We start from the raw sequence: 20,397 nt of genomic DNA, 5'->3' as shown, positions 1-20,397 counted from the left end.
AAACTAAATTATCTTATATTTGTATTATAAATGGTACAAATTATACTTTAAAGATGGATTATCCAAAAGGAAAATATGTTTAATCTAAGAAAAGTTTATTTTATTCTTTTTACAGTAATTTTTATATCTTCTTGTTCAAAACGAAATCCCGAATTTACGGGAAAATATTTAACCTACACAAATACGGAAGCAGGTTATGAAATCGATTATCCTTCAGAAATTTTAAAACCTATAGACGGCTCTCCTGCAGAACAAGTATTTACGAGCAATGACGGAGAGGTAACCTTATCGGTTTCAGTTTCGGACTTAAAAGATTCCGGCCCCGAGTTTATTTTTAAAACTGCTGACCTTTACGAAAAAAAAGAAGCGGAAAAATTTACAATAAGCGATAAAAATATGGGCCGTGACGGTTTTATTTTAAAAGGCTATTCAAAGGACAAGATGTTTTTTTGTCAGGCCCTTGCTATAAATGAAAAGTTTTATACGATCAGATTTGAATATAACAAAAAAGAATATGATACATATAGGGATATTTTAACTCATATAATAGATTCTTTTGAACTGACTTCGGCATCAGTTTCCCAAGAAGGAAGTGAAGACGAAAAATCTTATGATGAAGGAACGCTCATCTCCTTTGCTTTTTCTTTTTTATCGAATGTGTATTGGGAAAATAACTTTAATCTTCTTTTAAAAAATTCAAGCCCAAAATTAGCCGATTTTGTTCACCCTGATTACGGCATAAGGCGTTTTTATAATCCCGGTGCGGCTTCCCTTCTTTTTTCGGCTGAGGATGGTTTCGGCTTTGATGAAAGCGCCGATTTTTCTACCAAACCCTCGGCCAATAAATTCGGAGGCTCCATCCCCTTTTACAATCGAATGCCGGACGGCGGATTTTGTGAAGAGTCGAAAGATAAAGACGGCGTATATTGTGCCATTGTCAAAGAAATCCCCGAGGCCGTAGATCCTGCAAGTTTTGAAGGTGATGAAATAAAGAACTTAAAAATAGACTTACCAAAAAACTATAAGGCAATCTTAAAAATAGTTGTCTTAGACGGAGGCTTTATAAAAAAGACCTTTTACTTTTTCGATATTGCCGATAATTGGTTTTTGCTCTTTGTAGATGACTGTGATTGTTCGGCTTAAGGGTATAAAGATTTAAAAAAGGACTGTAAATTTTTCTTTAAAAATGATATAATAATCATGACATGGAGGGGTAAGTATATGCTGGAAACTGTAAAAGGTTATTACAATGGAACTCAAATAGTTTTAGATTCTCCTGTAAAACTCCGGCAAGGTCAGGAGGTGGTTATAACTTATAGAGTTTTTAAGTCTAATTTAAGACAAACGTCTAAAATAAATCTTATAAAATCTCTAGTCGGTGCAATTCCCGATACAGGAAAATCCCTTGATGATTACAGGAAAGAGAGATTAAAAAAATATGAAAGTCCTAATTGATACAAATGTCATACTGGATGTGTTATTAAATAGAGCTTCATTTGTACAAGATGCTATTGCTGTATTAGAACTTACATGTGGGAATATTCAGGCATATGTTTCTGCATCGGCGATTACGGATATTTACTATATAGCTTATAAAGAATTGAGGGACAAAATCAGAGTTAAAAACCTTATAAAAACTCTTCTACAGATTATAACAGTGGCAGATATTTCCGATAAGGAAATTATGTCAGCAATCGACTCAGATTGGGCTGATTTTGAAGATTCTTTACAAAATGCAGTAGCTGAATCGCATGATTGTAGTATGATTATTACCAGAAATATATCTGATTTTAATGGTTCGAATTTACAAATAATTTCTCCAAAAGACTTTATAGTCCAATTTACTCATTAATCATATCAAAAAACTTTCTTAAAAGTCTTGACTTTCATTCAAAAAGTTTTTATCTTAGGTTTGTAAGAGCCTTAAAACAATTCATAGAGGTATTGATAAAGGCAGACTGCAATTATTTTTTGGAGGCCCAACATGAATGTTAGAGTTGAAGATTCTGCGAGAGATAAAATCAAAGAAAAAAATGCAACCTCGGTTTATTGTGCACTTCAAATGTGTGCATCTTGAGGCGGTACGAGATTAGAACCGACCGTGTATGTCGGCGTGCCCAATAATATCGGTAATTTCGATAAATTGGAAGACAACGGAATTACCGTTTACGTTAAAAAGGGAACCCCCTCTGTTAACGGAACTTTAACTATTACCGTCGGAACATTTTTATGGTTCGAAAAGCTGATGGTTGAAGGAATGATTTAAACAAGAAAGCCGATAAGATAAAAATCTTACCGGCTTTTTTTATTGCTGAGCAAATTCTATCTTGCTTTGAGACCTTCCTAATTTTGAAAAGTAGGTTCCTACCGTAAAATAGAGAAATAGAAATAAAAAGAGCATTCCTATATTTTTCCAATCAATCGATAAATTAACTTGAGTAAATTCGTTTGCCCTTATGTAATAATAGGTCGGGAAAAGGCGGGAGATATTTACAATAAAATCGGGAAGCAATTCTTGTTCAACAAAGATACCCGAAATAAAGGCCATCGAAAGAGGCAGAACCGTACCGAGTATACCCATAACAGAGCCTTTTTTTAAAAAAGAATTAAGCATAAAAGTTAAACTTAAAATAACAGCCGTGTACATTAAGGCATTAAATGTATATAATAAAAGAGGGATGTTTTCCAATCTCGTTATATTTGTAATAATAGCAAAACCTATCAATATTGAAAGAATAAAAATTACTATCGTTAATTGAGCCAAAAAGTTTTCACAAACAAAGCGAAAAGTCGATACCGGAGAAACATTATTCCGCATTTTTAAGCGTTCGTTATTTAACTCGAACATCGCCCAGCCTACAGAATTAAGAACAACAGAAAAAACTATCCATCCTAAAAAGTTAAAAAATATTTTAAACCAAATATTTACCGAAGTGTTCTTCTGAAAACTAATCTTATTCACCTTTGTGTTTACTTGAAGAGCTTTTTCGATTCTCTGAAAATCGAAATATCCTTGAGTCTTTTTTACACTTGCGGCAAAGGTTAAATATGTATTAAGCTGTAAATCCATATAAAAGCCCGATTTTTTTCTGTCATCTTTAAAAGTTATAAGGGCCTTTTTACCGCTCATTACATTTTCTTCCATATTTTTATTTATAATAATCCCAGCATGTATTCTTTGCAGAGAAATATCTTTTTTTAACTTGCGTAAAATTTCTTCATTGGTCTTACCTTTTTCGTCTATGATAATAACATCATGTTTTGACTTCAAATAAGAAATTAAATGCTTCGATAATTCTGAACCGTCTCTATCGATTATATTTACGGTTAAAGGTGTTTCTGCAAACTCGCTTACCTGAGAATTTTGAGACTTTAATGTCATAAAACTGATAAACAAAAAAATAACAACATAAATAATAGTACTTATTACTTTTGTACAAATTAATCTTAAAAAGTTTTTATAAACTATCATATTGCACCTTCCTTGAGTTAATAAATGAAAGAGATAAAAGAATTATGATACCTATTGTGTAGACAATAAAAAATAACGGTACTGCATTATATTCTCCCAAAATATTTATGTTATAAAGGTTGGTAGTAAAAAGAGCTATAGGATTTATTGTCCCTAAAATCGGTATTGTTTTTTCAATAGACATTTTTACCTCAGGCCCCATCATACCGGATAGAAAAGCTAAAAAAAGACTTGTAAAAACACATATCATATTTTTTGACAGAATATCTCCAATAGGCGTTGAGCCTATAAATAAGCCGAGAGCTGCTCCAAAAAAATTCGCATATATCAAGAGCAAAAGAGTAATTTTAAAATCGGCAATAAAAGATATCTTTAAAACAAAGAGCACAAAGGAAATATATATGAGATTGGCTGTAAGATTAAAGATAATATAAAATATAATTCCTGCAAGATAAGAATAAAAGCGTTTAATGGGAGTTGTACAAATTCTTGCTCCGATTTTTGAAATATTACCCTGTATTTTCACAGCTATCTCTATCGAGCCGAACATTGTATAAATCGAAACCATTGCCAAAAGAGAATAGAACAAGATAATGCTCAAACTCATTTTTTCGTTTTTACTTTCAATATAGTTTTTACCGTATTCAAAAGACTTCATTGGAATATTAAGGGCTTCGATTTGTTTCATTTGATCCAGCACGGTTTTTGTTATTGTCTGAGATAATCCGTCTTCGCTCAGCCTCAAAGATTGATCGGCTTCAACAAAGGCTTTTATTTTTTTTGTACGGAGCATCTCATTTGCTGATGCCTCATCTATTATTTTTGTATTGAACATTCCTGTAAATTTAAGCGGATAATAAACAGGATTGTCTTTTTCAATTCCGATTTCTATTTTACCGGTATCGGAATTACCTACGGCCGAAAATATTGTAAAGAACAGTCCAGCCATAAGGATAGGATATAAAAGCGTCCAAAACATTCCGTCTAAAGAATAAAACATGCCGATACTATAATATTTTATTTCGCGTAAAAAGAATTTCATCAGTCTCTTAACTCCTTTCCCGTAAGCTCCAAGAAAATATCGTTTAAGCTGGGTAACTCCGAATATAATTTGGTATAAGCCAAACTATTATTATTGATAAATAAAATAAGTTCGTTTAAGTTGTTAATCGAATTTTCAAAACTGATTAAAAACTCGTTTCCGTTTTTGGTAACTTCCAGAACATGAGGGATTTTTTTTAGTTCTTCTTGCAGGTTATCCTTAGTTTCGACAAATTCAACAACCATTTTTTCGCTTGTGCGGATCAGCTTGTGCAATTCTTCTAAGGTGCCGTTTGCTATATCTCGTCCCTCATCCATGATGATGATTCTATCGCAAAGCTCTTCCACTTCTTCAAGATAGTGGGTAGTATACACGATGGTACTTCCTCTTTTTGCCAGTTCCTTTATTCCTGAAAGAATGAAGTTTCGGCTTTGGGCATCGACGGCAACTGTGGGCTCATCCAAAAAAATCAGCTCAGGTTTATGTGCTATACCACATGCAATATTAAGCCGCCGCAGAAGGCCTCCCGAAAGTTTTTTTGCACGGAATGAAGCATAATTGTTTAAGCCTACAAAATCGATTGCTTCATCTACCAGCTTTTTTCTTTCTTGAGTATTGTTCACATAGAGACCGCAAAAATAATCTATGTTTTGTCTTACGGTAAAATCATAGAAAACCGAAACCTCTTGAGGAACAAGGCCTATCCTTTTTTTTATGTGCAGCGCGTTAGGTTTCATTTCTTCGCCGAAAATGATGATTTCACCCTTGCCGTGTTTTAAAAGGGAAAGCATACAGTTTATGGCTGTAGTTTTTCCGCATCCGTTAGGGCCTAAAAGGCCCAGAATCTCGCCTTCTTTAACTTCCATATTAAAGTGATCAAGTGCCGTTTTTTCATTGTACCGTTTTACAAGATTTTTCACCGTTAAAATCATAACTTCCTCCATAAGCGAATCTTTTATAGATAATTATACATTTTTTTTGGAATTTTAAAACTGAAAATTGTCATATTTTTTGGAGTTTAAATATGACATTTGTCATAAGGAAAAGTTTAAACTTTTTTTAAAGAAGGGTTAAAAATTAAAAATAGGTAATCAACAACCCCGGCGCAAGCGTCGGGGTATTAAAGCCTCCGCACGAATAAGCGGCTTACTCATTACCCATCAGGAATTACAAATTAATTAAAGCTCTTCCGCCATGCGGCAGGGTTGCCGGGGCCGACCCATTTATTAAGTTGGAATCCGTTTTGAAGGCTTAAAGTGATAAACTTTTTTGCTCTTCTTACGGCTTCATAAGGTTCAAGACCTATACCTAAGCCTGCGGCGATGGCTGCGGCCGTTGTGCAGCCTGCTCCATGTGTCCACCTTGTATCGATAAGCCCGCCTTCCACTTTTAAAAATTGCTTGCCGTCATAAAAAATATCTATAGCCGATTGTTCCTCATTCAACTTGGCACCGCCCTTTATAAAGACATAGGGAACGCCCATTCCGTGAATAATCTTACAGGCTTCTTTTATTTCTTCGATTGTAGAAGGTGTCGGCATTTTTGCAATCTGTCCCGCTTCAAAAAGATTCGGCGTAATAACTCTTGATAAAGGCAAAAGTTTTTTTATAATGAGATTATTAAGCTCGGGGTTTAAGGCAAGGTCTCCGCCCTTACATACCATAACAGGATCCAGTACATAATTTTCTACATTATATTTTTTTAAGTATTCGGCAGAAAGTTCAACTGCATAATTTGTTGCAAGCATTCCTGTTTTTGCAGCGTTAACGCCTATGCCCTTAAAAATTGTTTCAAGCTGGGCTCTTATGGTTTGCTCGTCGAGAGGAAAAACTTCATGTCCCCACTCTTTATCTGGATTCATCGTTGCAATTACCGTAACGGCAGCCATTCCGTATACACCGTACTCCTGAAATGTTTTTAAGTCGGCTTCCAAGCCGGCCCCTCCGGATGCATCCGATCCGGCAATTGTTGCAAGTTTTATCATAGTAAATCTCCTATAAAAACTTTTTGCAAGGATTATTAAATCCTGAAAAAAGTTTTTTCAAGCGGTTTGTTTACAAACCGCATACAATAATACGATGTTTTGTGCAATGCACAAAACTCGATAGATAAACAGTGCGGCCGAATTTCTGCCGAACTGTTTATCATATCTCCTATCTCCTAGTGAGTGGAATTATAACATTTTCTTTGAAGTTTGTCTTGAGGCTAAGAAATTCAATTATCCTTCTTTAAATTCAAAAACCTTATCGCAAAGAGCAAAAGATTTTTTGCGGTGAGTTATAAAAAGGATAATTGAATGAGGGAAAGCCTTACGCAATGCTTCGATAGACTGTGTTTCCCTTACTTCATCAAGACCCGAAAGAGCTTCATCTAATATTATAATTTTAGGTTCTTCTTTAAGGGCAAAAAACCTTAACAACACCACCCTTTGTTTTTGTCCCAACGAAATATTTGTTCCTTCAGTTTCCAAATTAGTTTCAAGCGAAAGGTTATCGCTTTCATCAAAAATAGAATCAAAGACTTCTTTTGTAATATGAGCATCTTCGGTAAGTTCGGCATTTTCTTTAACCGTACCTTGAAAAATTATAGACTTATCGTTTATATAAAAAATATTTCCGTTAAGAGAATCGGGGTTTAAGGTTTTGACATCCTTACCTCCGATATAAGCGGCAGCCGTTTCGGAATATAAAAGCCCTGAAAGAATTTTTAAGGCAGTACTTTTACCTAAACCTGATGGGGCGGAAATACCGTAAAGACCCGACGATGAAATATCTACATCGGTTTTAATGTTTATGTCCTTACTTTCAAAAGAATGTTTTATATCCTTTAATAAAATGGAATTAAAGTTTTCGGCTTTATTATGCCCTGCCAAATCGGCGGCAAATTCTTTTTTTATCTCATCAACCAGTTTCTTTTTTTCGTTAGAATTTAAAATTGCCATACGCAGGTCGGCAAGATTTTGTACCGGTTCAATAAAACGTCCTACATACATATAAAATGAAATTATAGTACCCAATGTAGTTTTTCCGTATTTCATTAGTATAAAACCGGCGACTAAATTTACAAGAGGTAAAGAGGTGTACAAAAATCCGTTTATATCCCGATAAAGCCGCTGATAAAATTCTTCCGATTTTTCCACCTTTAACATATCTCTTCTTACCTTTGTTAAGGATGTTTTTATTTTCTTTTCGGCAGAAAAAATTTTTATATCCGAAAAACCTTTTAAGGCTTCACCTAAATGCAAAAGAAATTTTTCGGAGGCTAAAGAACTTTCTTTCGAATACTTCATAATGTTTTTTCTTACAAAGCAGCCTATAAGATATATCAGCGGAATAAAAAGAGAAGTTAAAAGTAAGAGCTGCCAATTTAAATATAAAAGAACACAAACAGCCGCTACAAACATCATAATATTATCGACAAGCATTACAGGGCTTACCCCATAAAGAGAACCCAATTTATAAGGTTCATTGGCTATACGGTTTAAAAGTTTTTCATTATTAAATGTACCGGCTAAATTAGATTTTGCACTTAAAAACTCGTCAAGAAGAATTTCGGTTTCTGCAGCAGCAACAATATTTTCTGCCGTATTAAAATTATAGTTCCCAACAAAATTAAAAATTTTTTGAACGAAGATAATGATAAAACAAATTATTATGGTTCTAAATACTTCGGGTGAAAACCCCTTGTTTAAGTCATCTATTATTTTCCCTAAAAGCAATGGAATCGCAGCAGAAAACGCAATCGGAATAATTGAAAGTAAGACAATTTTAGCATGTAATTTAAAATAAGATTTTTTATACAACATAGACAACTCCTGTTATATTATATTATATAGTGCTGTCAAGCTCATTTTTAAAGTATTCCCACTCTATCAACCGATTCTATTATGCCGCCGCCGATGATATAATCACCGGTATAAAAAACAGCGGCTTGTCCTTCGGCGACGGCTTTTTCAGGCTCTATAAATTCTACCTTAAATTTTCCTGTAGGTTTAAACTCCTCATTTTTAAGCGGAATCAATTTTGCCTTTTTCTTTTGTTGGCGGTATCGTGTTTTTACCTCAATATCGATTTCTTTGTCTATTGTTTTTTTTGAGATTATATTTACCCTTGAGGCGATGAGGCTTTCGGCAAAGAGTTCTTCATCCTTGCCTACGGTAACCGTATTCGTCTTTGCATCTTTTTTTACAACATAGACGGGATAGCCCATCGCGATTGCAAGACCTCGTCTTTGACCTATGGTATAATATTGAAGTCCTTTGTGGCGGCCTATTTCATTTCCCCTTGTATCAACAAATTTTCCTTCTTTAAAAGAATCTGCAGCAAGGGCATTTATTACCTTCGTGTAATCGTCATCTGGAACAAAACAGATGTCTTGGCTGTCGGGACGGTGAGCATTTATAAGACCGGCATCTTCGGCTATGCTTCTCACTTTTTCTTTGGTAAAATCACCTAAAGGAAAAATAGAACGGGAAAGCTGTTCTTGAGTAAGAAGGGCTAAAAAATAGCTTTGGTCTTTTTGAACATCCTCAGCCTGTCTTAATAAAAATCTTTTTTCTCCCTCAATTTCGGTTTTTTCTATTTTTGCATAATGGCCTGTTGCAATTTTATCGAAGCCGTCCTTTAAGGCTTGTTCCAAAAAAAGACCGAATTTTATTTTGCTGTTACATATAAAGCAGGGATTCGGCGTTCTCCCTTGTTTGTACTCTTCTACAAAGTAGTCGATGATTTCAGCCTTAAAAGATTCCCTCATATCGTATACGATGTGTTTTATACCGAGCTTGTCTGCAACTTTTTTTGCATCTTCAATATCATCGGTCTGCTCTTTATAAACACCTGAAAGTTTAGGCAAGAGCTGCATCGTAACGCCTGTAACATCATAGCCTTGATCTATCAATAGTTTTGCCGCAACAGCGGAATCAACCCCTCCGCTCAAACCAACAAGCACCTTCATCAGGCTTAAAATCCTCTTAAAATTTTTTCTGGGTTTAAAATCATTGCACATCCCAGTTCAGCTAAATCCCTTTCAAGGGCAATACGGTTTTCGATTTTTTTTATGTTTGTAATTTCAGCTGTTTTTGCAGAACCGATTATCCTTCTATTTAACTCGGTGCCGCAAAAAGAAACGGCATCAATTTTTATTTTTTCGATGTAGTTGTCAATAAGAATTTCGTTTTGATAAATCGGATCTTTTATATTCTTAACAAGAAAATCTTTTGCAAACACATGGAAGAATTTAAATAGATTGTTTTTTGCGTCTTCAAGCCAAGATAAAAAGTCCGTCCTTTGTTTTTCTTCATCAATAAAAAGAGGCGAATATTTTGCATAGCCTTGAGCAAAAATAAAATGAGCAAGGACATTTCCAAGGTCATAGGCTATAGGGCCGTAAAAGGCGAATTCGGGATCGATTATTTTTATCTTCGTTTCTTCATTTTCATTTTTTACAAAGATAGAACCCGAATGTAGGTCCCCGTGAATAAGCCCTTGAGGATAGTTATTGAATTTTTCCTTTAAGATTGCAACCCTTGCAATGAGGTTTGAATCTTCATAAAACTTTTTTTTAAGCCAGTCAGCATTTTCGGGGAGCAAAATATTTCTTTGCCTTACATCCTTATAAGGATGAGTAAAAACCAAGTCTTCAGTAATCTTACAAAGATCGGGATTATAAAATTTGGCTGCTGCTTTAAATTTTTTTTGATAAGCTAAAACCAAATCCGTGGAAGGCAGGCTTGTATCGACGATAAACCGTGCAATCAGTTCTTCAATTCCGTAAAATATTTTTCCGGCCATTAATTCCATTCTTAAATTAGAATAAGAACCGATGTCCTCCATTATGATTGCAGCCATAACCGAATCGGCATAAATTATTTTCGGAGAAAAACCGGGAGCACATTCGTTATATAGTTTTAAAACTTCAGCTTCACGGATGCTCCTATCCGGATTTAAATATCCGTCGGGGCGCACCCTTGTTTGAACATCAGCTTGTTTTAAAATAAGAGATTTTTTTGTGTTCGTGTCAAAAATACGGTAGACATAGTTTATATTTCCGTCCCCTATTTCTTCGCAAACTAAATTTTCATTCGAATCAAAAAAATGTGTATGCTCAAAGACGTAATCGATTATATCATCGCCTTCCATTTTGTAATGGGAACTAAACCGCATTCTGCCTCCGTTTTAATAATGCAGTCCTATTCCGATAAAAATTTCGGAAACAGGTTTGCCGTCACGTTTTGCATAACCGTCTTTATTTTTTATTTCTTTTAAATCATGTCCGTAACTTATTCGTGCATAAATACTGCGCATTTTTATCGGATACATTATTATCTCAAAGCCGCCTGAATACCAGCCGTGTTTTGGATTGTAATAGGTATCGGTATTTTTATCATGAACCAAGGCCATATCAAAAAACGGAGTTATGTGCAGCTCAAAGCCGAAAAAGCGTGTCCATTCAACTCCGGTAATTTCTTCCCATTTAAAAACACCTATTTTTATAGGTACATCAAAGTTAAAACTAAAGGCAGTATCTGTAGAAATTCGGTTATTTAAAATACCCCGTAAGATTCTACCGCTTTTTTCTGAAGTTTTATTGAACAAGTTATAATAAAAATCGAACCTGCCGTATAAACCTACTCGGTCTAAAAAAGAATAAAAACCCTTCGTTTCCAAATTAAAAGAAACGTCTATATTACCTTTTTTATAGGTGTTATATCCATAGCTATTATCAAAACTTACCGTAAAGCCCTGTCTAAAATTATTTACCCAGTTTACCTTGCCCATTCCAAAACTATGTGACCAATTAATATTCAGACCTTTTTTTTCTTCATTGGTCATTTCTTTAAATTTCCAATTACCGTTTATACCAAAAGAAGGAGTCCATGTGATTGTGCCCAATGTTTGATTTTTATATATATCAAATACCAGAGATGTATAAAATCCGTTTTTAAGATAATAATCTTTTCCCGACGGAGAAGCAGAGACATTTATACCTTGAGTTATCCCAGCCGTTAAAGTGAGCCAATCAACACCTAACTTATATGAAGCACTTAAGCCTGTGCCGAAATCAAAGCCGAATTTTTTATCTTCATTTATACTAATTCCTGCATTAGTGTTCCAAAGAAATCTAACCGGATTAATATGGAAAGGTAATGCAAATCCGGCACCAAACTCGAAAGAAGATTTGCCGGCATTATTTCTGTTATATATTAAATCCATTGTAAGCGGTTCAAGCGAACCTAAAAAATTAAAATCTTTTAATTTAAGCTTAAACTGAAGACCACTGTTTGAATCAAAACTCGGATAAGGCAAGGCTATAATATTCCATGTATCTTTAACATATATTTTAAGCTTTACCGGAGTAATATTATTCTGAGGCTCCAAAAAATCGAAAGTAATTTCATAGCTTTCAATTGTTCTCATGTTATGGAATTCGGTATTAAGCTCTGCAATATATGCGTCGAATTCTTCACGTGAAAAAAATATCCGTTTTTTGTCTATAGGTATTTTAGTCGATAAAGGGCCGGCCTTAGTAAGACCTTTTATGCTGTATTCAACACTTTCAATCTTATAAGCCGGAGAATTTGGATTATCGGCTTCTGACTTTTCATCAGTATTTTGAGTATAAAGATTAATTACAAAAAAGCAGCATAGTGCAGCCATTAAAAAAAATCGTTTGTACATTTTATTCCGCCATAAATTCTATCTTTTTAATTTGGAATCGTCTTCAATTATTTTTTGAGCATTTGATTCCATATAAGATTTGACCGAATCCGCTATTTCTTTATCATAAAGTGAAAAAATTCTTGCAGCAAGGAGAGCCGCATTTTTAGGCTCCAGCACCAAGGCCGGAGAAATACCCGAGGGCATCCTAAGAGAAGAATAAATGTCTGCTCCTCCAAAGCTGTCGGATGGAGGAGGACAAGCAATTGTAGCCCCCTTTACAAAACCGTCCACAAAGCCGGAAAGAGCATTGCTTCTTCCTGCAATAGTAATATAAAGTTTCGGCCTATCAAGGGCTTCATATTCTTTTAGCATAGAAACAACATGCTCCGCAGTTTTATGGGCCGAGCCTATTCTTATAGCATACTCGATTCCAAAGCTCTTTAACTCCGAAGCTATTTTTTCTGCGTGGCCCATATCCGAAGATGAACCCATAAGTATTATTACAAGAGGTCTCACATTAAGCCTGCCTTTTTTAAGTTTTTTACTATGCGTTCTTCAGCCGGATATTCTCCCGGAACAAATTTCGATTTTGTCAATTTTTCGTAAGCCGTAATATAAAGCTGAATAGCCTCATTCCAAACCTTTTCATCGAGTTCGGGGATTTCTCCGTCGCCTCGGTAACCCTTTGCTGCATAGGCCATTCTTACAAATTCTTTATCGAAGTTTTCGGGTTCCTTCCCTTCTTTTAATCTTTGCTCGTAAGTATCGAGTTTCCAATAGCGTGAAGAATCGGGGGTATGAACCTCATCTATTAAAAGAATATTGTTATTTTTGTCTACACCGAATTCGTATTTTGTATCTACTAAAATCAAGCCCGCTTCTTTTGCACTTTTTTGGCCGCGCTCAAAAAGGGCAAGAGCTGCTTTTTGTACAAAGTCCCATTGTTCTTTTGACAGGTAACCTTGAGAAACAACCTCATCGCAGGTAAGTCTTTCGTCATGGCCTGTAGGGCCGCCCTTTGTGGTAGGGGTTATAATCGGCTTAGGAAGTGCCTGATTTTTTTTCAAGCCTTCAGGAAAATCATATCCGTATATATTTCTTTCACCTAAAGAATATCTGTACCAAAGAGCCGTAGACGTTACGCCTGTAATATAGCCCCTTACTATGACCTCTATCGGAAGAGGTTTTACTTCAGTTACGATAATGCAGTTAGGATCAGGACAAGAAATTATGTGGTTTTTGATTATATCCTTGGTATTTTCAAACCACCAAAGCGAAAGCTGGTTTAAAACCTGTCCTTTGTATGGAAGGGCTGTAAGAACCCTGTCAAAGGCAGAAATTCTGTCTGTGGTTACAATCAATCTTTTCCCTTCTTCGGGTGAGTACCAATCCCTTACCTTTCCGGTTTGTTTTGAAGGGAGAGGCAAATTAGATTCTCTAAAAGCAGCATTTCGTGAAATCATTTTAAACTCCTCAGGTCAATTTATATCGACCAAGTATATATGAAGATTTATAAATTTTCAAGTATTCACATATATTTCTAAATTTTCCGATAGAAGAAAAAAAGAATTTTGTCTATAATAATGAAGACTTCAATTTAGCTGAAACGGGGTATAATTATGAAAAAAATAGCGATAGTGGCGGGAGGCTCAAGCGGTATAGGTCTTGAAATTACAAAGGCCCTGGTTCTAAAAGATTATTTTGTTTACACCATGAGCCGCAGAGAATTTTTAAGTTCGCCTCAAGAAAAGAGTAAGCACATCAGCCTTGATATTACGGATGAAGAAAATCTTACAAAAGCCTTTTCCAATATTTGGGAAAAGGAAGGGCGGATTGATTTAGCCGTATGTGCATCGGGATTCGGTATTTCCGGTGCTGTGGAATTTACAAGCCTTGAAGAAGCAAAAAAACAAATGGATGTAAACTTTTTCGGAGCCTTTTTATTTATAAAGACAGCCGCCTCGTATATGCGCTCCCAATCTTTTGGAAAGATATTTGTAATCAGCTCTATAGCCGGAGAAATTGCCATTCCGTTTCAGGGTTTTTACTCGGCATCAAAGGCAGCCCTTGGCAAGCTCTTAGAAGCTTTTAGAGCGGAACTTCAGCCCTTCGGTGTGGACTGTGCCCTAATCATGCCCGGAGATGTTGCCACCCCCTTTACGGCTGCAAGAAATAAGTCGAATCTGGGAGATGATGTTTATAATGGAAGAATTTCAAAAAGTGTTTCTAAAATGGAAAAAGACGAGCAAAAGGGGATGAATCCTGAAAAGTTAGGAAAATTCGTCGCCTCCCTCGCTGAAAAGCGAAAAGTCGGATTTTTTTATCCTTACAACTGGACTTACTCCTTCTTGCTTCTTTTATATAGAATTTTACCTCGTCAATTAGGTCTTTTTATCGTAAAAAAACTATATGCCTAATAAAGATGCTATCAAGGCCCGATGAGTGAATAACCCGTAAAAAAGCTTTTACGTCTTAGGCCTTGACAGCAATTAATTATTTAAAATGCCATTACTTTTTCTTCAATAAGCACCTCCTCCTTTGCCTGTGTTTTTTCGCCTGCATTTTTAAAGATGGGCTTAAACTCTACATGTTCTGCAACAACCTTTACCTTGCTGTAGTTTTTTCCATCGGTACCGACCCATCTATCCTGCTTAATTCTGCCTACAACGCGGACTCCCCTGCCCTTAGCCCCGTTTTGCTCGCATAATTTTGCAAGACTTGCCCATGACTCTACATCAAAATAAGAAGTTTCCTGCACAAAGGCATCGTCTTTTTTGTAGTTTCTATTTGAAGCAATAGAAAAAGTACAGATGTCTGTTCCGTTTGCCGTAGTCTTTAAAACAGGTTCCCTAACCATGTTTCCTTCAATAATGAGTGAATTTAATGATTTCATTTTATACCTCCAAAAATCACAAAAATAACGTCACCTTGAACACTTGTTCAATAAGATTTCGAAAGATTGGGCCGGCGCCGCTCCCTTGCCTTCATCTAATTATAGGCTTATAAATGCAATTTTTAGTAAAATTTTTAAAAAAAAGTTTATAAAATTTTAAAAAAAAAGTTTTTTTTAAAAGCTTACCTCTTATTGACTGAATATGTAAAAATATGATATTGTATTTTCCTATATTTATATTTTAAATTACTTTAAAAAGGATGGGTTTTATGAATTTTATGCCTTTATTGCAAGGAACCGCTCCGGGCGGTTTCGGCTCCTTCGGTTTTTTAATACCGATGCTCTTGGTGTTCGTTATTTTTTATTTTTTGCTTATCCGCCCGCAGAAAAAGGAACAGCAAAAAACCGAAAAGATGATTTCTCAGCTTCAAAAGGGGGATAAGATCATCACTATCGGCGGTATTCACGGTGTTGTGAGCTCAACAAAAGAAAAGACAATTATCATAAAAGTTGATGACAACTGTAAGATTGAAATTAACCGTTCTGCAGTAGGGGCCGTTTTAAAAGATGAGCCTCCAAAGCCTGATTTCGGAGGAGAAGGCGAAAAGAAAAAATCTCTATTCGGAAAAAAGGCCGATGACTCCGCAAATGACGATACAGTTTCACAAAACGAGTCAAAATAAAACAATTTGCGGTTTTATTATTAAAACCGCAAAGGGAGATAGGAGATAAATAATGAGCAAAAGATTTAGGTTTATCGTTGTTCTTCTTGTCATCGCCTTGTGCTTTGTTTTCTTACACCCTACCCTTAAATGGTATTTTTGGACAAATCAAGAAGATAAGGCATTAGCCTTGGCATCAAGAGAAAAGATTAAAGATTATTCCGAAAACATGGCAAGAGCTGATGTTGATAAGCTTATAGAAATGGCTGCTTCGAACTCAACAGAGCCTCTTTCGGAAAAATATGCCCCTATTATTAAAGAAGCTAAGACCCGTAGAAAGGCCTTAGGTATGGAAATCCCTTCTAAATGGACGGCTCAAGATGTTGCTGCAAGCTTTAAGCTTTCATCAAAAGAAAAATTTATACCCATAGCCCAGTCTATTCTAGAAACTGCATATAGAGATTCCATTTTAGGCATAAAAAACTATCAAACAAATGCCGTTAAACTGGGTCTTGACTTATCGGGCGGTATGTTGGTTATTATCAAAGCCGACTTGGATGCTGCAATTTCTGCCGATGGAGCAAGCAGCGATACAATAGCCGACTCAAAGAAGGCTGCCATGACTTTGGCCATGGACACCCTCCGAAGCCGAATAGATAAATTCGGTCTTACAGACCCTGTAATTAGACGCCAAGGAGATGATAGAATCTACATTGAAATGCCGGGAGCAGCCGATGCAGATAAGATAAACTCCATTATCATGGGCCGAGGTATTTTAGCCTTCCATATAGTGGATGATGAAGCTACTCAGTCATTTAGAGAATATTACCGAAACAATCCGGGAAAAACCTTTGATGCCGATTACAATCTTTTAAACCCCGAAATTATTCCTGAAGACTGTATGGTACTAGGTGTATATCACAAAGATGCCTACGGTATAGATGAAAGAGACGATAGAGAACCCTTCCTTGTCGTAAAAAAACAGGCAGGTCTTGAAGGAAAACACCTCGTAAGTGTTGACACTTCGACAGATCAAAGATCCAATAACCCCCTCGTAAACTTTTCTCTTGATGCTGAAGGAGCAAAGATATTTGCAGAATTAACGGCAAACAATGTCGGAAAACGACTTGCCATAGTTTCGGACAACAAGATAAAGTCTGCCCCTAACCTCAAAGAGCCTATCACCGGAGGTTCGGGAAGCATAAGCGGAATGTCTGCAACAGAGGCAAACAACCTTAAAACCGTTTTACGGACTGCATGGCTAAATGTTCCTCTCCAGCTTGAAACACAGCAGGTTGTAGGAGCCAGCTTAGGAGACGAAAAAATTAATGAAGGTATTAAGGCCTTGCAGTGGGGCTTAATTGCAGTTTTGCTTTTTATGCTTGTATTCTATAAGGAAGCAGGAATCAATGCCTGTATTGCCCAAATTTTAAACCTTTATATCATGTTCAGTATTCTTTCAGCCTTCAATTTAACTCTTACCTTGCCCAGTATTGCGGGTATGATTTTAACCATAGGTATGGCTGTAGATGCTAACGTTGTTGTTTTCGAAAGAATAAAAGAAGAGCTAATTCTTGGTAAAACAAGGGAAGCCTCAATAAACGCCGGCTTTGAACATGCCTTTTCTGCAATTATGGACTCAAACATTACAACATTCATTGCAGCCTTCTTTTTATCAATTCTCGGAACCGGACCGATAAAGGGCTTTGCATACAGCTTAGCAATAGGTGTTGTTTCTTCAGTATTTACCGCTTTGTTTGTTTCAAGATTAATTTTTGACTTTGGAACTCAAACATTAAAATTGGAGAAGATTCATATCAGCTGGAGGAAGTTATAAAATGAAAAAAATAATCAGTTTTTCGAAATTTTTCGTTCCGTGCATTATTTTCAGTATAGGGCTTATAGCCTTCGGAGTTATAGGGTATTTTACCAAAGGAATAAATTTCGGTATTGACTTTCAGGCCGGTTTTATCGAAAAGGTAAAAATAGCCCCTACGGCAGTAGAACTTTCCTATGAAGGACCTTTAACGGTTTCCTTCTCTCAAGGTATATCCGACATTTCGATTACTACCACCTCTCTGGATGGAGAAAACAAATCTTATGTCTTTAAGTTTGCCGATAATCCGACTCTTAAAGACTTCGCTGACGGCCTTGCCTCTATTGATGGTTTAAAGGTAAAAGTTACCGCTTCGGGAAATGAGCTTCTTAAAAACTTGTTTTCCAACTCGGAATCTTCTTCCCGTCTTTCGGCTAATGTGTTTAGACTTCACCATTTGGAAAAAGGTCTTAAACCGATAAATACCGATGAGGTCCGCCATGCACTTTCTTCAATACCCTCAGTTTCGGTTCAACAACTGGGAACGCCTGAAGACAGGTATTTTCAGATAAGACTTGCCGATGACGGAAAATATGAAGACGCAAACAAAGAATTACGCTCGATTATAAACACTGCCTTAAATGCAGCCTACGGAATCGAAAACATTGCAGTTATAAGTACGGACTTTGTAGGTTCACGTTTTTCTTCTTCGTTGGCACAACAGGCAATATTGCTGGTAGGCGGCGCCTTGGTTTTAATCTTTGTTTATGCAATGTTCCGCTTTCAGTGGAATTTTTCGCTCGCAGCAATTATTGCTCTGCTTCACGATACGCTCGTAATGATTATGTTTATTTCGTGGACACAGATGGAATTTAATTCTACGACGATAGCCGCCATTCTTACGATTATAGGTTATTCCATAAACGACACAATAGTTATCTTTGACCGTATCCGCGAAAAGATTCATCTTGAACCTAAGCTGGAATGCAACGAAATTTTGGACAAAGCTTTGACTGAGGTATTTACCAGAACAATTATTACAACCCTTACGACTATGGTTGCAGTTATAGCGCTTTATTTGTTTACCACCGATTCGATGAAGGATTTTGCCTTAGCCCTAATTGTAGGTCTTATAAGCGGAACCTATTCGTCAATCTATATCGCGTCTTATTTTATCGCTCTTACCTCCAAGGGTAAAAAAGCCGGAGAGATGATTACCAGAGGCAAAAAAGCCCCGGGTGAGCTTTCAGGCGCGGTTATCTAACAAGATAGGATAAATCTCAGTAGGGAACTATTTTAAGCCAAGCGGCCGGTTGTAAAACTCGGCTGCTTTTTTTATGCGTTATGAGCTATTTTTTTTAAGGCTTCGGCAGCTTGTTTGATTTCTTCAAAGGTATTAAAAGAGGAAAAACTAAAACGGACTATGCCTTGTTCTTCGGTTCCGAGTGCCTTGTGTACCAAGGGAGCACAGTGAGCTCCCGGCCGGCTTGCTATGCCGAAGTCTTCATCGAGGAGGCGGCTTATTTCTCCCGAGGGAATATCTCCTATGTTTATACCTACAACAGCCCCTGTTTTTTCGCTCCAAGGATTTCCGTATATTTTAAGATTAGGAATAGTTTTTATTTCCTCTATAAAAAGCAATTTTAAATCGGCCAATTTCTTTTGAATGGAAGTAATTCCTGTTTCTAAAATATAGGAAGCCCCGGCATTTAAGCCCATAAAGGACGGAACATTCATGGTGCCTGCTTCAAAAATGTCGGGCATCTCGGAGGGGTGAGTTTTATCGAAAGAGTGAACTCCGCTTCCTCCCGAAAAGACGGGGGCAAACTCGAAATTTCCGTTTACGATAATACCGCCAGTACCCTGAGGCCCGTAAAGCCCCTTGTGTCCGGTAAAACAAAAAATACTTTGCCCGTATTTTGAAACATCTATAGGAATTGTACCCGCACTTTGAGAAGCATCGACGATTAAGATTAGACCGTATTTTTTGCATATGGAATGAACATAGTCCAAATCACAGATTGAGCCTATCACGTTTGAGCAGTGGTTTACGATAATGGCTTTGGTGTTTGATTTGATCTCTTTTTCTATGAGCTCATAACACAAAAAGCCGTCTTGGATAGGGATAATTGAAAGTTCGGCTCCCTCCTTTTCAAGCTGATAAAGGGGGCGCAAAACCGAGTTATGCTCAAGAACAGTAGTTATAATGTGAGTATTTTCTTTACCAGAAAAAAGGCTTTTTATGACGAGGTTTAAGGCAGATGTAGCATTTTGACAAAGGGCAACATTTAAGGGATTTTTTATATTAAAAAGCTTTGCCAAGGTTTGTCGTGTTTTAAAAAGCTCTGCGAGGGCTGCATGTGCCGTACTATGAGCTCCTCTCCCCGGATTCCCGAATTGATGTGAAGCAATTCCCTTAAACACCTCTTGAGCTACACTTTCCGGCTTTTGAAGGGAGGTTGCGCTATTGTCAAGATAGATCATATTTTTCCACAAACCTCTTATTTGTTTCTATTTTTAAAAGATAAATTCCCGTATAAGGAATTTCGGCCTCGCTTAAAAGGTGTGAAGCCATTTTTATGCCTTCTTCATTTACCCGTAAAACTAAACCGCAGCCCGCAGATATTTCAGGCGGAAGAGGAATAAGCCTCGCCTCAGTCAGGCCCTCACTTGCCGCAGAAGAAAAATCTCCCGAAGTTTCCAATGCTTCAGCATCGGAAACTTCACCTGAAGCTATAACTGCGTCAGCAGTTACAGCTTCAGCCGCTATCGCATGATGAGAAGACGAAAATGAAAAAACTCCGTAGGTTTTCAAATCTTTCTTCCGTTATTCTTTTTTGCTATACTTTGGCAA

At 36.5% G+C, this 20,397-nt stretch carries 21 protein-coding genes; 8 read left to right on the top strand and 13 right to left on the bottom strand.

Annotation, left to right across the window (positions count from 1 at the left end; translation table 11 throughout):
• Positions 1–75: 75 nt before the first annotated feature.
• From HGJ18_RS00640 to HGJ18_RS12770, 4 genes are all read left to right on the top strand, one after another.
• Positions 76–1,143 carry a hypothetical protein gene (locus HGJ18_RS00640; protein WP_253697101.1) on the top strand — a complete coding sequence of 356 codons (1,068 nt, stop codon included), beginning with the start codon at positions 76–78 and terminating at the stop codon, positions 1,141–1,143.
• Positions 1,144–1,221: 78 nt separating this feature from the next.
• On the top strand, positions 1,222–1,455 hold the full coding sequence (locus HGJ18_RS00635; protein WP_253697100.1) for a hypothetical protein: 234 nt from the start codon (positions 1,222–1,224) through the stop codon (positions 1,453–1,455).
• Positions 1,439–1,852, top strand: coding sequence for a PIN domain-containing protein (locus HGJ18_RS00630; RefSeq protein ID WP_253697099.1), 414 nt, complete (start codon positions 1,439–1,441; stop codon positions 1,850–1,852). Before HGJ18_RS00635 ends, HGJ18_RS00630 begins: the two co-directional genes overlap by 17 nt.
• Before the next feature lie 132 nt (positions 1,853–1,984).
• Positions 1,985–2,266 carry a CC/Se motif family (seleno)protein gene (locus tag HGJ18_RS12770; protein WP_301338926.1) on the top strand — a complete coding sequence of 94 codons (282 nt, stop codon included), beginning with the start codon at positions 1,985–1,987 and terminating at the stop codon, positions 2,264–2,266.
• Between the two features lie 39 nt (positions 2,267–2,305).
• Here HGJ18_RS12770 and HGJ18_RS00620 read toward each other — a convergent pair whose 3' ends face one another.
• From HGJ18_RS00620 to HGJ18_RS00575, 10 genes are all read right to left on the bottom strand, one after another.
• Complete coding sequence (locus tag HGJ18_RS00620) at positions 2,306–3,472, bottom strand: ABC transporter permease (RefSeq protein ID WP_253697097.1); 1,167 nt, start codon at positions 3,470–3,472, stop codon at positions 2,306–2,308.
• Entirely contained in the window at positions 3,459–4,514 is a 1,056-nt protein-coding gene (locus HGJ18_RS00615) for an ABC transporter permease (protein ID WP_253697096.1), read from the bottom strand. The genes HGJ18_RS00620 and HGJ18_RS00615 overlap by 14 nt, the downstream gene beginning before the upstream one ends.
• Positions 4,514–5,446, bottom strand: coding sequence for an ABC transporter ATP-binding protein (locus HGJ18_RS00610; RefSeq protein ID WP_002672287.1), 933 nt, complete (start codon positions 5,444–5,446; stop codon positions 4,514–4,516). The genes HGJ18_RS00615 and HGJ18_RS00610 overlap by 1 nt, the downstream gene beginning before the upstream one ends.
• Before the next feature lie 242 nt (positions 5,447–5,688).
• Positions 5,689–6,498 carry a bifunctional hydroxymethylpyrimidine kinase/phosphomethylpyrimidine kinase gene (gene thiD / locus HGJ18_RS00605; protein ID WP_002692777.1) on the bottom strand — a complete coding sequence of 270 codons (810 nt, stop codon included), beginning with the start codon at positions 6,496–6,498 and terminating at the stop codon, positions 5,689–5,691.
• Positions 6,499–6,732: 234 nt separating this feature from the next.
• The gene (locus HGJ18_RS00600; protein WP_253697095.1) at positions 6,733–8,319 is read right to left on the bottom strand and encodes an ABC transporter transmembrane domain-containing protein; all 1,587 of its coding nucleotides are present in this window, start codon (positions 8,317–8,319) and stop codon (positions 6,733–6,735) included.
• A 47-nt stretch (positions 8,320–8,366) separates the two neighbouring features.
• Entirely contained in the window at positions 8,367–9,467 is a 1,101-nt protein-coding gene (gene mnmA, locus HGJ18_RS00595) for a tRNA 2-thiouridine(34) synthase MnmA (protein ID WP_253697094.1), read from the bottom strand.
• Positions 9,468–9,472: 5 nt separating this feature from the next.
• A complete protein-coding gene (gene mtnK / locus HGJ18_RS00590) occupies positions 9,473–10,675 on the bottom strand; it encodes an S-methyl-5-thioribose kinase (RefSeq protein WP_253697093.1) in 1,203 nt (400 codons plus the stop codon).
• Between the two features lie 12 nt (positions 10,676–10,687).
• Positions 10,688–12,190 (bottom strand): hypothetical protein, encoded by a 1,503-nt coding sequence (locus HGJ18_RS00585; RefSeq protein ID WP_253697092.1) that lies wholly within the window; start codon positions 12,188–12,190, stop codon positions 10,688–10,690.
• Positions 12,191–12,208: 18 nt separating this feature from the next.
• On the bottom strand, positions 12,209–12,688 hold the full coding sequence (gene purE / locus HGJ18_RS00580) for a phosphoribosylaminoimidazole carboxylase (protein WP_253697091.1): 480 nt from the start codon (positions 12,686–12,688) through the stop codon (positions 12,209–12,211).
• Complete coding sequence (locus tag HGJ18_RS00575) at positions 12,685–13,635, bottom strand: phosphoribosylaminoimidazolesuccinocarboxamide synthase (protein WP_253697090.1); 951 nt, start codon at positions 13,633–13,635, stop codon at positions 12,685–12,687. The genes purE and HGJ18_RS00575 overlap by 4 nt, the downstream gene beginning before the upstream one ends.
• A gap of 156 nt (positions 13,636–13,791) precedes the next feature.
• Here HGJ18_RS00575 and HGJ18_RS00570 point away from each other — a divergent pair, with 156 nt between their 5' ends.
• Entirely contained in the window at positions 13,792–14,589 is a 798-nt protein-coding gene (locus tag HGJ18_RS00570) for an SDR family NAD(P)-dependent oxidoreductase (RefSeq protein ID WP_253697089.1), read from the top strand.
• 80 nt (positions 14,590–14,669) lie between these two features.
• Here the strand turns inward: HGJ18_RS00570 and HGJ18_RS00565 are convergent, their stop codons facing one another.
• Positions 14,670–15,065 carry a single-stranded DNA-binding protein gene (locus HGJ18_RS00565; protein ID WP_253697088.1) on the bottom strand — a complete coding sequence of 132 codons (396 nt, stop codon included), beginning with the start codon at positions 15,063–15,065 and terminating at the stop codon, positions 14,670–14,672.
• 269 nt (positions 15,066–15,334) lie between these two features.
• Between HGJ18_RS00565 and yajC the strand changes: the two genes are divergently transcribed.
• From yajC to secF, 3 genes are read left to right on the top strand one after another with little or no spacing between them, the layout of a single operon-like run.
• Positions 15,335–15,748 (top strand): preprotein translocase subunit YajC, encoded by a 414-nt coding sequence (gene yajC, locus HGJ18_RS00560; RefSeq protein WP_002672297.1) that lies wholly within the window; start codon positions 15,335–15,337, stop codon positions 15,746–15,748.
• Positions 15,749–15,800: 52 nt separating this feature from the next.
• Positions 15,801–17,564, top strand: coding sequence for a protein translocase subunit SecD (gene secD / locus HGJ18_RS00555; protein WP_253697087.1), 1,764 nt, complete (start codon positions 15,801–15,803; stop codon positions 17,562–17,564).
• A gap of 1 nt (position 17,565) precedes the next feature.
• Positions 17,566–18,807, top strand: coding sequence for a protein translocase subunit SecF (secF, locus tag HGJ18_RS00550; protein ID WP_253697086.1), 1,242 nt, complete (start codon positions 17,566–17,568; stop codon positions 18,805–18,807).
• A 71-nt stretch (positions 18,808–18,878) separates the two neighbouring features.
• On the opposite strand, the gene HGJ18_RS00545 is transcribed toward secF, so the two are convergent.
• Complete coding sequence (locus HGJ18_RS00545; protein WP_253697085.1) at positions 18,879–20,027, bottom strand: aminotransferase class V-fold PLP-dependent enzyme; 1,149 nt, start codon at positions 20,025–20,027, stop codon at positions 18,879–18,881.
• Complete coding sequence (locus HGJ18_RS00540) at positions 20,014–20,358, bottom strand: putative Se/S carrier protein (protein ID WP_253697084.1); 345 nt, start codon at positions 20,356–20,358, stop codon at positions 20,014–20,016. Before HGJ18_RS00540 ends, HGJ18_RS00545 begins: the two co-directional genes overlap by 14 nt.
• Positions 20,359–20,397 lie beyond the last annotated feature (39 nt).

This window comes from Treponema denticola (assembly GCF_024181405.1).
In the GTDB taxonomy this organism is placed as follows: domain Bacteria; phylum Spirochaetota; class Spirochaetia; order Treponematales; family Treponemataceae; genus Treponema_B; species Treponema_B denticola_D.
The sequence above is the reverse complement of the archived record's forward strand: the minus strand, read 5'-3'. Positions and strand labels throughout refer to the sequence as shown.